Annotated in this window: 10 protein-coding genes; 7 read left to right on the forward strand and 3 right to left on the reverse strand. The window is 74.4% G+C overall.

From position 1 onward, the window contains the following. Positions 1-29: 29 nt before the first annotated feature. Positions 30-2,471 (forward strand): ATP-binding cassette domain-containing protein, encoded by a 2,442-nt coding sequence (locus KSE_RS09230; RefSeq protein WP_014135022.1) that lies wholly within the window; start codon positions 30-32, stop codon positions 2,469-2,471. Between the two features lie 461 nt (positions 2,472-2,932). Continuing rightward, on the forward strand, positions 2,933-3,778 hold the full coding sequence (locus KSE_RS09235) for a HEAT repeat domain-containing protein (RefSeq protein WP_014135023.1): 846 nt from the start codon (positions 2,933-2,935) through the stop codon (positions 3,776-3,778). A 28-nt stretch (positions 3,779-3,806) separates the two neighbouring features. On the opposite strand, the gene KSE_RS09240 is transcribed toward KSE_RS09235, so the two are convergent. Next, on the reverse strand, positions 3,807-4,175 hold the full coding sequence (locus KSE_RS09240; RefSeq protein ID WP_014135024.1) for a MerR family transcriptional regulator: 369 nt from the start codon (positions 4,173-4,175) through the stop codon (positions 3,807-3,809). Positions 4,176-4,250: 75 nt separating this feature from the next. Then, positions 4,251-5,351: an MDR family NADP-dependent oxidoreductase gene (locus KSE_RS09245; protein WP_033259367.1), complete on the reverse strand. Its 1,101-nt coding sequence runs from the start codon at positions 5,349-5,351 to the stop codon at positions 4,251-4,253. A gap of 148 nt (positions 5,352-5,499) precedes the next feature. Here KSE_RS09245 and KSE_RS09250 point away from each other — a divergent pair, with 148 nt between their 5' ends. The 5 genes from KSE_RS09250 (at position 5,500) to KSE_RS09270 (ending at position 10,415) form a co-directional block, all read left to right on the forward strand. Continuing rightward, the gene (locus KSE_RS09250) at positions 5,500-5,994 is read left to right on the forward strand and encodes a GNAT family N-acetyltransferase (RefSeq protein ID WP_014135026.1); all 495 of its coding nucleotides are present in this window, start codon (positions 5,500-5,502) and stop codon (positions 5,992-5,994) included. A 186-nt stretch (positions 5,995-6,180) separates the two neighbouring features. Next, complete coding sequence (locus KSE_RS09255; protein WP_014135027.1) at positions 6,181-6,741, forward strand: DinB family protein; 561 nt, start codon at positions 6,181-6,183, stop codon at positions 6,739-6,741. 301 nt (positions 6,742-7,042) lie between these two features. Further along, the gene (locus tag KSE_RS09260) at positions 7,043-8,059 is read left to right on the forward strand and encodes an isopenicillin N synthase family dioxygenase (protein ID WP_014135028.1); all 1,017 of its coding nucleotides are present in this window, start codon (positions 7,043-7,045) and stop codon (positions 8,057-8,059) included. A gap of 63 nt (positions 8,060-8,122) precedes the next feature. Beyond that, entirely contained in the window at positions 8,123-9,601 is a 1,479-nt protein-coding gene (locus tag KSE_RS09265; protein ID WP_014135029.1) for a hypothetical protein, read from the forward strand. A gap of 76 nt (positions 9,602-9,677) precedes the next feature. After that, complete coding sequence (locus KSE_RS09270; protein ID WP_014135030.1) at positions 9,678-10,415, forward strand: MerR family transcriptional regulator; 738 nt, start codon at positions 9,678-9,680, stop codon at positions 10,413-10,415. On the opposite strand, the gene KSE_RS09275 is transcribed toward KSE_RS09270, so the two are convergent. Beyond that, entirely contained in the window at positions 10,409-12,571 is a 2,163-nt protein-coding gene (locus KSE_RS09275; RefSeq protein WP_014135031.1) for a 3-hydroxyacyl-CoA dehydrogenase NAD-binding domain-containing protein, read from the reverse strand. The genes KSE_RS09270 and KSE_RS09275 overlap by 7 nt on opposite strands. Positions 12,572-12,629 lie beyond the last annotated feature (58 nt).

Consider the following 12,629-nt stretch of genomic DNA (forward strand, 5'->3'; position numbering starts at 1 on the left):
GGGCGCCGCCGGACGGAGGGACGAGGACGATGAGCGGCGCGGCACGGAACAGCGGCGGCGGCGACGGCGGTGGCGGGAACGGCGTCGGCGTGGACCACCCGGCGGACGGCCACGACCTGATCCGGGTGCACGGGGCGCGGGTGAACAACCTGAAGGACGTCAGCGTGGAACTGCCCAAGCGCAGGCTGACGGTGTTCACGGGCGTGTCGGGTTCGGGCAAGAGCTCGCTGGTGTTCGGGACGGTCGCGGCCGAGTCGCAGCGGCTGATCAACGAGACGTACAGCGCCTTCGTCCAGGGCTTCATGCCCTCGCTGAGCCGCCCCGAGGTGGACGTGCTGGAGGGCCTGACCACGGCGATCATCGTCGACCAGCAGCGGATGGGCGCCGACCCGCGCTCGACCGTCGGCACCGCGACGGACGCCAACGCGATGCTGCGGATCCTGTTCAGCCGGCTCGGCGACCCGTACGTGGGGCCGCCGCCCGCGTTCTCCTTCAACGTGCCGACGGTGCACGGCGCGGGGGCGATCACGGTGGAGCGCGGCGCGGGCACGAAGACCGAGAAGCGGACGTTCGGGCGGGCGGGCGGCATGTGTCCGCGCTGCGAGGGGCGGGGCAGCGTCTCGGACATCGACCCGGGGCAGCTGTACGACGGCTCGAAGTCGCTGAACGAGGGCGCGCTGACCATCCCCGGCTACAAGTCGGGCGGCTGGAACTACCGGCTGTACACCGAGTCCGGCCTGGTCGACCCGGACAAGGCGATCGACGCGTACAGCGAACGGGAACGGCACGACTTCCTGTACCGGGAGCCGACCCGGATGAAGATCGCCGGCATCAACATGACCTACGAGGGCCTGGTGCTGCGGATCCGGAAGTCGATGCTCAGCAAGGACCGGGCCGCCCTGCAACCGCACATCCGCGAGTTCGTCGACCGGGCGGTGGCCTTCGCCACCTGCCCCGACTGCGACGGTACCCGGCTGAGCGCGGACGCCCGCGCCTCGAAGATCCGGGGCATCTCGATCGCCGACGCCTGCGCCATGCAGATCAGCGACCTCGCCGACTGGGTACGGGAGTTGGACGAACCGACGGTCGGACCGCTGCTCGCCTCGCTCGGCCAGGTACTGGACTCGTTCACCGGCATCGGCCTCGGCTACCTCTCACTGGACCGCCCGGCCGGGACGCTCTCCGGCGGCGAGGCCCAGCGGGTGAAGATGATCCGGCACCTGGGCTCCTCGCTGACCGACGTCACGTACGTCTTCGACGAGCCGACCACCGGCCTGCACCCGCACGACATCCAGCGGATGAACGGGCTGCTGCGGCGGCTGCGCGACAAGGGCAACACGGTGCTGGTCGTCGAACACAAGCCGGAGACCATCGCGATCGCCGACCACGTCGTCGACCTCGGCCCCGGCGCCGGCTCGGCGGGCGGCGAGGTCTGCTTCGAGGGCAGCGTGGCGGGGCTGCGCGCCAGCGGCACCGTGACCGGCCGGCACTTCGACGACCGGGCCGCGCTCAAGTCCGAAGTCCGCACACCCACCGGCGTGCTGGAGATCCGCGGGGCGGACGCGCACAACCTCCGCAAGGTCGACGTGGACGTACCGCTGGGCGTGCTGGCGGTGGTCACCGGCGTCGCGGGCTCCGGAAAGAGCTCGCTGGTGCACGGCTCCCTGGTGAACGGCGCGGCCCTGGCCGGCGGAGCCGTCCCGGACGGGGTGGTGGCGATCGACCAGAGCCCGATCCGGGGCTCCCGGCGGTCCAACCCGGCGACGTACTCGGGCCTGCTGGAGCCGATCCGGAAAGCCTTCGCGAAGGCGAACGGCGTCAAACCGGCCCTGTTCAGCGCCAACTCCGAGGGCGCCTGCCCGACCTGCAACGGCGCCGGCGTGGTCTACACCGACCTGGGCATGATCGCCGGAGTCGCGACGGTCTGCGAGGAGTGCGAGGGCCGACGCTTCCAGGCCGCGGTGCTGGAGTACCGGCTCGGCGGCAGGGACATCGCCGAAGTGCTGGCCATGTCGGTCGACACGGCGGAGGAGTTCTTCCGCACCGGCGACGCCCGCACCCCCGCCGCGCACACCGTCCTGAAGCGCCTCTCCGACGTCGGCCTCGGCTACCTGACCCTCGGCCAGCCGCTCACCACCCTCTCCGGCGGCGAACGCCAACGCCTCAAGCTGGCCGCCCAGATGGCCGAGAAGGGCGGCGTCTACGTCCTGGACGAGCCCACCGCCGGCCTGCACCTCGCCGACGTCGAACAACTCCTCGGCCTGCTGGACCGGCTGGTCGACTCCGGCAAGTCGGTGATCGTGGTCGAACACCACCAGGCCGTGATGGCCCACGCCGACTGGATCATCGACCTCGGCCCCGGCGCCGGCCACGACGGCGGCCGGATCGTCTTCGAGGGCACCCCCGCCGCCCTGGTCGCCGACCGGAGCACCCTGACGGGGCGACACCTCGCCGAGTACGTCGGGGCCTGACGGGGCGGGATGGTGGGGCGGGGCGGTGGGGCGGGGCGGGGCGGTATCGCGGGACGCGTGTCACAGCATCGGTGACGTGACATCGGTGACGTGACATCGGTGACGTGACATCAGTGTCGCGGCATTGGTGTCACGTCATGAGTTGACGCGGCATCGATGTCGCGACACCAATGCCGGGTCATCCATGTCGCGTCACCGATGTCGCATCATCGATGACACGACACGCGTGACGTGACACGCATGCCGCAACATCGATGACACGACATGCGTGTCGCAACATCGGTGTCGCGCCACGGATGTCGCGACATCGATGCCGCATCATCACTCCTCCGCATCACCTCGGCAAAGTTTTCGTCCCGGGGCGGGAATCCCCACGACAGCGCGGCGGTCCCCGCCGAGAATGACAGCGATCTTCACGGGGGAACGGCTTCACCACGCACGACGGAGTACGGGGAGAGAGCATGACCACGGAAATCCCGCTGACGGAACTGGACGCCGCGCTGTGGGAGGGGTTGGAGACCGCGCACTGGTCGAGCCCGGCGACGATGGTGCCGCGGGTGCTGCACCGGATGGCGCTGGCCGGGCCGGAGGCGAGTCCGGAGGACTGCGAGCTGCTGCACTGCCTCGTTCCGGAGCCGGGCCGGCCGCTGCCCTCCGCCGCGCCGGTCGCCGTCCCGCTGCTGCTCGCGCTGGCGCGGGACCCGGGGATGGGGGCCGTCCGTGCGCCGCTGACCGTGCTGCTCGCCCGCGTGCTGCGCGCCGACTCCGAGCTGGCCGCGCGGCACCGCCCGGACACCCTGCCGCTGCTCGCCGACCGGGACCCGGCGGTCCGGCGCGCCGCGCTGCCGCTCGCCCCGGACCCGGAGTGCCTGCTGGGCCTGTGGCGGATCGAGGCGGACCCGTCCGTCCGGCTCTCCCTCGTCCGCGCGCTCGGGATGACCGGCACCACCGGGGCCCGGGCCGTCCTCGCCGAGACCCTGACCGAGGACCACCCGGCGCTGTACGTCGCCGCCGTGCACGCCTCCGCCGTGCTCGACCCGGACCTCCCCGTCCGCCACCTGCCCCGGCTGCTGAGCCTGCTGACCGACCCGTCGCTGCGCGCCCGCTTCGACGACGTCTGGTACGTCCCGCACCGCCCCGACGCGCTCACCCGCGAGCACCTGCTCTGGACGACCTACGGCCTGCTCGCCCCGCATCCCGAGTTGCAGGCCGCCTTCCCCGGCCACCTGCTCGCCGCGGCGGAGCGCACCGGCGACGAGACGCTCCGCCGCGAGGCCGTCCTGCTGGCCCGGCACCACACGGCCTGACGGGCGGGCGGGCCCGGCGGCCGGGCCGTCAGGTCTCCGACGGCCGTTCCGCCGCCAGGGCGAGGGCGGTGCGCAGCCGGGTGAGGCGGGCGATCTCGGCGTCCAGGGCGGCCAGTCGGTGGCGGACGATCGGGCCGCCGGAGGGGTTGGCGCCGCAGCGGCGGGCGGGGTCGGCGAGCAGCAGGTCGACGGCTTCGGCGTGGCCGCGCAGGTCGCCGAGGGTGAGGCCGAGGGCGAGCAGGCCGCGGATCACCCGGACCCGGGCGACGTCCGTCTCGCCGTAGACGCGCTGCCCGCTGGAGCTGCGGTCGGGCGCGGGCAGCAGGCCGCGCTGCTCGTACAGGCGCAGCGCCCTGGGTGTGGTGCCGGCGGCGGCCGCCGCGTCCCCGATCCGCATGCCCGTGCGCCCTCTCCTCGACGAGACCCTCACCCTTCGGAGGGTGAAACCCCGTCGGCCGCCCGGGAATTCCGGCTACAGCTCGACCAGGACGGTGCCGAGGTAGCGGCCCTCGGTCATCTCCTGGAAGGCCCGGGGGGCCTGGTCGAGGCCGGTGATCCGGGTGTGCGGGAAGGTGATCCGGCCGGTCCGCAGCCAGTCGCCGAAGCGGGGCAGCCAGGCGGCCTGCGCGGCGGCGTGGCCCTCGGAGCCGTGGCCGGCCACCCTGATGCCCCGGACGATGAGCTGGAAGGCGTCCAGGCGCAGCGGCACGGACTGCGCGGGCCGGCCGGAGTGGCCGGGGGCGTCGGCGAACTGGCCGGACAGCACGCCGATCAGGGAGGCGCGGGCGCCGGGGCGGGCGGCGGCGAGGGCGGCTTCGGCCTGGTGGCCGCCGACGGTGTCGAGCAGCACGTCGATGCCGTCGGGCGCGGCGGCGGCGAGCTGCTCGGCGAAGCGTTCGGCACGGCCGGAGCCGGAGTCGGAGTCGGAGTCGGAGCCGGGGTCGGAGCCGTCGCCGGTGGGGGCCGTCCGTTCGTCCACCAGGACGGCGTCGTAGCCGAGTTGGCGCAGTGCGGCGGCCTTGGCCGGAGAGCCGGTGGTGCCCAGGACGGTGCCCGCGCCGAGCAGTCGGGCGGTCTGGCCGGCCAGGGTGCCGACGGCGCCGCCCGCGCCGGTGACCAGGACGGTCTCGCCGGGCCGGACGGGCGAGACCAGGGCGAGCGCCGCGTAGCCGACCGAGCCGGGCGCGAGGTAGGCCGCCGGATCGGGCAACACCCCGTCCAGCAGGGTCAGTTCGGCCGGTTCGGCGACCGCGTACTCGCGCCAGCCCTTGACGTGGGAGACCAGGTCGCCGGTACGCAGTCCGCTGCCGGCGGGGGCGTGCAGCACCTCGGCGACGGCGGGCCCGAACAGCGTGCCGCCGGTCGGGACGGACGGGAACGGGGTGTTCGGCGGGGTGTCGCCGAGCAGTGTCGCCAGGCCGGGGTAGAGCACGAACCACCGGTTGCGCAACAGGACTTGTCCCTCCTCCGGCTGCGGCGCGGGCACCTCGACCACCTCCAGGTCGGCGGCGACGGGACGGCCCTGCGCACGGCGGGCGAGTCGGATCTCGTGGACGGTTTCGGGCACACTCATGCCAGGCTCCTCGGGGAGTCGCGAACGGGAAGTGCCGGAACGCTAGCCCTTGACCCACGGGTCAGGGTCAAGTCCGGTCGGCCCCGGGTGGAACAGAGCGGGACCGAGCGGGACGGGACAGGGCGGGACGGGACGGAGCGGAGTGGGCATGGCGGAGGTACGGGTGCGCGCCGGTCGGCCGGGGGACGCCGCCGAGCTGGTGCGGTTGGCCGGGCAGGTCGAGCAGTGGTTCGGGCCGATGGTCGGCGAGCCGGGCTTCCACGCCGCCCTTGAGGAGCAACTCGCCTGCGGCAGCGCCCTGGTGGCGACCGGAGCGGCGGTGGACGGACCACTGCTGGGCGGTCTGCTGGTCGGCCGACGCCCGCCGGTGTGCCACCTGCACTGGCTGGTGGTGGACGCCGCCGCCCGAGGTCGGGGCGTCGGCCGGGCGCTGGTCGCCGAGGCGCTGGCCCGCTGCCCGGACGGCGTCCGGACGGTCGAGGTGGTGACCTTCGGCGCGGACCACCCCGGCGCGGTGGCCAGCGGCGCCCGGGTGTTCTACGAGCGCCTGGGCTTCTCCCCCGCCGAGGCCGCCGCACCGGGCCCGGAGGGCGGCTCCCGCCAGGTGTACCGGCGCGCGCTGAGCCGCGCCGAGTCGCACTGAGCCGCGGTGGCGGCGGCGCGACTGCCGGTGGCGCAGCTCTCAGCGGCACGGACGGCCCGGCCCCCGCACCCCGGTCGTCCGCGTCCCCCTCCCCGGCCCGCCAGTCGCCGACCGGCCGGCGGGACGCGTCCGGCCGGGCTGCTGTCGGTGGGGGCTGCTGTCGGTGGGGGCTGGCAGGCTGGGCGGATGAGTGAAGAACCCACCACCTCGCCGCAGAACTTCTCGCCCGCCTGGGCCGGTGCCGAGGGGCGCACCGATCCGCCGTTGGTCGGCGACGAGCGGGAAGTGCTGCTCGCGTACCTCGAGTTCCACCGCGAGACGTTCGCCCTGAAGTGCGCGGGCGTCCCGGTCGAGCGGCTGTCGGAGCTGCTGGTGCCGCCGTCGGGGTTGTCGCTGCACGGGCTGCTCCGGCACCTGACCGGGGTCGAGCAGTGGTGGCTGCAGATCCAGTTCGCCGGGGACGAGTCGGTGCCGCTGCTGTACTACTCGGACGACGACCCGGACCAGGACTTCGAGCGCCTCGACGGCGATTTCGAGCAGGCCCTCGCCACCTGGCGGGCCCAGGTGGCGACCTCCCGCCGGATCGTCGCCGCCGCCCCCTCGCTGGACGCCACCGGCATCCACAAGGCCACCGGGCAGCCGGTCTCGCTGCGCCGGATCCTGGTGCACCTGCTCGCCGAGTACGCCCGCCACAACGGGCACGCGGACCTGCTCCGCGAGCGGGCCGACGGCACCACGGGCTACTGACGGCCACTGACGCCTACTGGCCGCCACCGACCCGGGGCCGGGGGCTTTCCCGGCCGGGGCTTCCGCGCCGGGAGCTTCCGCGCCGGGGGTTGTAGCCTGGGTGGGGTGCTCCTACTCGTCAGCCGTCGCCACGTGGACCTGCTCCGCGTCACGAGCATGTCCTGTCGACGCTCCGGCTGACCTCATCCCCCTCCCTCCGGCCCCACGCCCCGCCCCGGGCGCGCGGGCTCCCGTCTCCCCCGGCCGCCGCGGCGCGACCCGCCGCCCCGCCGGGGGGCTTCACCACCGCGGACGCACCCCCATGACGCAGCAGCACCCCACCGCCCTCCCCGTGATCGACCTCTCGCTCGCCGACGGCACCCCGGCCGACCGGGCCCGCCTGCACGACGGGTTGCGCGCGGCGGCGACCGGCGTCGGCTTCTTCCAGCTGACCGGCCACGGCGTGACCCCGGCCGAGACGGCCGCGCTGACCTCCGCGATGCGGGCGTTCTTCGCCCTGCCGGAGGCCGACCGGCTCGCGATCAGCAACCTGAACTCCCCGCACTTCCGCGGCTACACCCGTACCGGCGACGAGCACACCGCCGGCCGCCGGGACTGGCGCGACCAGCTGGACATCGGCCCCGAGCTGCCGCCGCACGTCCCGGCCCCGGACGAGCCCGCGTACTGGTGGCTGGAGGGCCCCAACCAGTGGCCTGCGGCCCTCCCCGAGCTGCGCGCCGCCGCCCTGCACTGGATCGACCGGCTGGACGGCGTCGCCCGCCGCCTGCTGCACGAGCTGCTCGCCTCGATCGGCGCCCGCCCCGACTTCTACGACGACGCGTTCAGCCCGCACCCGCACCTGCACCTCAAGCTGGTCCGCTACCCGGGCAGCGCCCCGGCCGGCCCGCCGCAGGGCGTCGGCACCCACAAGGACTACGGCTTCGTCACCCTGCTCCTCCAGGACAGCGTGGGCGGCCTCCAGGTCGAGCGTCCCGACGGCACCTTCCTGGACGTCCCGCCGTTGGAGGGCGCCTTCGTCGTCAACCTCGGCGAGCTCCTGGAGGTCGCCACCGACGGCTACCTGAAGGCCACCTCGCACCGGGTGGTCTCGCCGCCCGGCGCCCGCGAGCGCTTCTCCGTCCCGTTCTTCTACAACCCCCGGCTGGACGCCCACATCGCGCCGCTCGACTTCCCGCACGCCCGGCACGCCCCCGGCATCACCCGGGACCCTTCGAACCCCCTGCACGCCGACTTCGGTTTCAACGAGCTGAAGGGATACGCCCGCGCGCATCCGGCGGTCACCCGGCGCCACCACGCGGAACTGCTCCCGCAGGGCTGACCGGTGCCGTTCGCTGTCGGACCGGTCGGGTAGGTTCCTGCTCCCCGACCGAGAGGAGCGCGCATGGCGGCGTTCGACCACTGGTTCTACCTGGAGCTGGAGGCCACCGGTACGGCCGGCGGCCGGGCCGCCCTCGCGGCGAAGCTGGAGGGCCACGGCTGGGTGGTGACCGTGCTGGAGGAGAACGAGCCACGGCAGGCCCGCTGGCTGGTGGAGGCCGGTGTCGGAGGCTGGCGGGTGGGGGCCGCTCTGCACGCCCGCCTGGTCCTGAACGAACTGGCCCGGCAGAGTCCCGCGGAGGTGGACCTCCGGCTCCAGGAACCACTCGTCCGGCAGGAACCGCCGCGCGGCCGGTACCTCACCCGGCGCCCGGTCCCCGGGCCCCCTCGGCTGCGCCCGCTGATGGCACGCACCCGGCTGTTCGACACCGGCCGCGAACTGTTCCTACCGCCGGGCCCCGACATTCGGGACAGGGCGGAAGCGGAAGCGGTCCGGCCCCTGCCCGGTGCCGCGCCGCCCCCGGCTGACGGCGAACCGCATCCGGTAGGGGCCGAGTTGAACCGCGGCGGCCACACCGGGGCCTTCCCGATGTCGACCCGGACCGCGACCATCGCGGTCTCCTCGGTCCTGATCGCGCTGCTGCTGACCGGTCTGGGGCTCGGCAGCCTGGCCTCCGGCGCCGTGGCCTGGGCCGCGGGGCTGTCGGCCGTCGCCCTGGGCGGGGTCCTGTGCGGGGCCGTGGTCGTCCACTCCCCGCACTGGGCGGCCGGTCCGCCGCACCGCACGTCCACGGCCTGTGCCGTCGGCGCCGCCGTCGCGCTGGCCCTGGCGGCGGTCACGGCCCTGATCGGCTCCTCCGCTCCCAAGGCCTGGCCCGCCGCACTGATGACGGCCTGCGTCGTGTTCCTCGGCAACGGGCTGCGCCTGCTCCTGCGCGGCCTGACCTGGCAGGCCACCGCCGCCTGGCTGATCCCCGCGCTGCTCCCGCTCGTGCTGGTCGTGCTGCCCGGGTTCGGTTTCTCGATGCACGCCCTCTACCTCGACGGTTTCGGCCTGAACCGCGAGGACACGCAGATCCCGGCGATCTGGCAGGTGGCCGCCGACGCCAGGGCGCTGCTGGTGATGGGCGGCCCGCTGATCGCCGTCTCCCTGCTCGGCTACGCCCGGCACATGCACGCCTTCCAGACGTTCGGCGGGCTGTCGGTCGCTGCCGCGCTGCTGTTCGTCGGCTTCGCGGGGGCCCTCACCCTCTACCAGGCGCAGATCATCACCCCCGCCGCACACGCCGCCGACTCCGCCAAGCAGCGGGCGCGGAACGGCCTCCAGCCCTCCCCGTACTTCGGCATCGCACCGCGCCGGGTCTGTCTGCGCCCGGTGAGCGACGGGGGCTGGGACGGCGCCGCCCTGGTGCCGGAGCACCCGTACCTGGTGTTCCCGGCCGCCGGGGACTGGGCCGCGCTGTGGGACGTCCGGACGGGCGAGACGGTGCAGGTGAAGCGCGAGCAGTACCGGATCACCGACTCGACCGCGCCGAGCTGCTGACCGTCCGGTCCTGGTGCGGCGGCGGAGGCGGGTGCGACACTTCCGGTGTCACAGTGGCGGCGAGGGGCGGGGTGCGGTGGACGGGCCGCGGTGGACGGTGGAGGAGCTGGCCGGGCGGGCCGGGGTGACGGTGCGGACGCTGCGGTTCTACGGGGCGAAGGGGCTGCTGCCGCCGCCGGTGCTGGGGGCGCGGCGGGTCGGGTGGTACGGGGGTGAGCACCTGGGACGGCTGGAGCTGATCGAGGAGTTGCGGCGGCAGGGGCTGACGCTGGCCGCGATCGAGCGGTACCTGGCGCAACTGCCGCAGGACGTCGGCGCGTTGGACCTGGCGATCCACCGGGCGCTGGTGGCCTCCTGGACGCCGGAGTCGGCGGAGGAGGCGAGCCGGGAGCAGGTCGAGCAGCGGGCCGGGCGGGCGCTGTCGGACGCCGACCTGGACTCGCTGGCGGCGATGGGCGCGCTGCACCGCACCGGGGAGCCGGACGTGTTCAAGGTCGACCCGGGGCTGCTGCCGCTGGGGGTGCGGGTGCTGGACGTGCCGATCCCGCTGGAGACGCTGCTGGCGGCCCGGGCGGTGGTGCGGCTGCACAGCCGGGCGACCGCGCACGACCTGCACCGGCTGTTCCGCGACACGGTGTGGCGCCCGTACCGGGAGAGCGGGCCGGAGCCGGCCGAGCTGGAGCGGATGCGGGAGCTGACCGACCGGATCCAGCCGATGGTGGTGCAGGCGCTGGTGACCGCGTTCCAGCGCTCGCTGGCGGAGGAGCTGGCCCGCCCCCGGGACGAGGGGGCGGGCCGGCCGGGCGGTCAGTAGCGGCCGCCGCCCTCGGCGAGGGCGACCAGCGAGGCGGGCGGGGCGAAGCGCTCGCCGTAGGCGGCGGCGAGTTCCCGGGCGCGGGCGGTGAAGCCGGCCGGGCCGCCGGGGTAGCCGTTGACGTACTGGAGGACGCCGCCGGTCCAGGCGGGGAAGCCGATGCCGAGGACGGAGCCGATGTTGGCGTCGGCGACCGAGGTGAGGACGCCCTCGTCGAGGCAGCGGATCGCGTCGATCGCCTCGCCGAACAGCAGCCGCTCCTTCATGTCCTCGAACGGGATCCGCGCGCCCGGGCGGGCGAAGTGCTCGCGCAGGCCGGGCCAGAGCCGGGTGCGGCGGCCGTCGGCGTAGTCGTAGAAGCCGGCGCCGCCGCTGCGGCCGGGGCGGTCGAACTCGTCGAGCATCCGGTCCAGGACGGCCTCGCCGGGGTGCGGGGTCCAGCTGCCGCCGGCCTCCTCGACGGCGCGGCGGGCCTCGTCGCGGATCCGGCGCGGCAGGGTGAGGGTGAGCTCGTCCAGCAGCGCGAGGACCTTGGCGGGGTAGCCGGCCTGGGCGGCGGCCTGTTCGACGGAGGACGGGTCGAGGCCCTCGCCGATCATCGCGACGCCCTCGTCGAGGAACCGGCCGATCACCCGGGAGGTGAAGAAGCCGCGGGAGTCGTTGACCACGATCGGGGTCTTGCCGATCTGCCGGACCAGGTCGAAGGCCCGGGCCAGCGCCTCGTCGCCGGTGCGCGGGCCGCGGACGATCTCGACCAGCGCCATCTTGTCGACCGGCGAGAAGAAGTGCAGGCCGACGAAGTCGGCGGCCCGGTCGACGCCTTCGGCGAGCAGGCCGATCGGCAGGGTGGAGGTGTTGGAGCAGAGCAGCGCGTCGGGCGCGACGACGTGCTGGACCTCCTGGAACACCTTGTGCTTGAGCTCGGGGTTCTCGAAGACCGCCTCGATGACGGTGTCGCAGCCGGCCAGGTCGGCGGCCTCGGCGGTGGGGGTGATCCGGTCGAGGAAGGCGGCCCGCTGCTCGGCGGTCAGCCGGCCGCGCGCCACCTGCTTGTCCAACAGGCCCGCGCTGTACGCCTTTCCGCGGGCGGCGGCCTCCGGGGTGACGTCCTTCAGCAGGACGTCGAGGCCGGCCTTGGCGCAGGCGTACGCGATGCCCGCGCCCATCATGCCCGCGCCCAGCACCGCGACCTTCGCGGCCTGCCGGGGGGCGACCGAACCCGGGCGGGAGGCACCGGAGTTGACGGCCTGCATGTCGAAGAAGAACGCCTGGATCATGTTCTTCGCGGTGGCGCCGCAGGCCAGTTCGGTGAAGTAGCGGGCCTCGATCGCGAACGCGGTGTCCACGTCGACCTGGCTGCTCTCCACGGCCGCCGCCAGGATGTTGCGCGGCGCCGGGTAGGGCGCGCCGTTCAGCTGCTTGCGCAGGTTGGCGGGGAAGGCGGGCAGGTTGGCGGCCAGCGCGGGGGTGCTGGGCGTGCCGCCGGGGATCCGGTACCCCTTGGCGTCCCAGGGCTGGGTGGCGGTCGGGTTCGCGGCGACGAAGGCGCGCGCCTTGGCGTCCATCTCCTCGGCGGTGGCGGCGATTTCGTGCACCAGGCCGTGCTCCAGGGCCTGCGCCGGACGGTACTGCTGCCCTTGCAGGAGCACCTTGAGCAGGGCGTCGGTGATGCCGAGCATCCGGACCGTGCGGACGACGCCGCCGCCGCCGGGCAGCAGGCCGAGGGTGACCTCGGGCAGGCCGATCCGGCTGCCGGGGGCGTCCAGCGCGATCCGGTGGTGGCAGGCCAGCGCGAGTTCCAGGCCGCCGCCGAGCGCCGCGCCGTTGATCGCGGCGACCACCGGCCGGCCGAGCGTCTCCAGCCGGCGCAGCGCCCGCTTGATCCGCATCGAGTCGGTGAACACCCGTTCGGCGTCGGCGGGTCGGGCGGCGGCGAGGAGCTTGAGGTCGCCGCCGGCGAAGAAGGTCTTCTTCGCCGAGGTGACGATGACGCCGGTCAACTCGGGCGTGGCGGCGAGCCGTTCGACGACTCCCTCCAGCGCGTCGGTGAACGCGGCGTTCATGGTGTTGGCGGACTGGGCCGGGTCGTCGAGGACGAGGGTGACCACGCCGTCCTGGTCCTGCTCCCAGCGGATGGGGCTGCTCACGTCGGTCATGTCGTCGAAGTCCTTGGGTGAGTACGTGAGTACGCGAGTACGTGCGCGGGCGGGTGCG

It is taken from the genome of Kitasatospora setae KM-6054, assembly GCF_000269985.1.
In the GTDB taxonomy this organism is placed as follows: domain Bacteria; phylum Actinomycetota; class Actinomycetes; order Streptomycetales; family Streptomycetaceae; genus Kitasatospora; species Kitasatospora setae.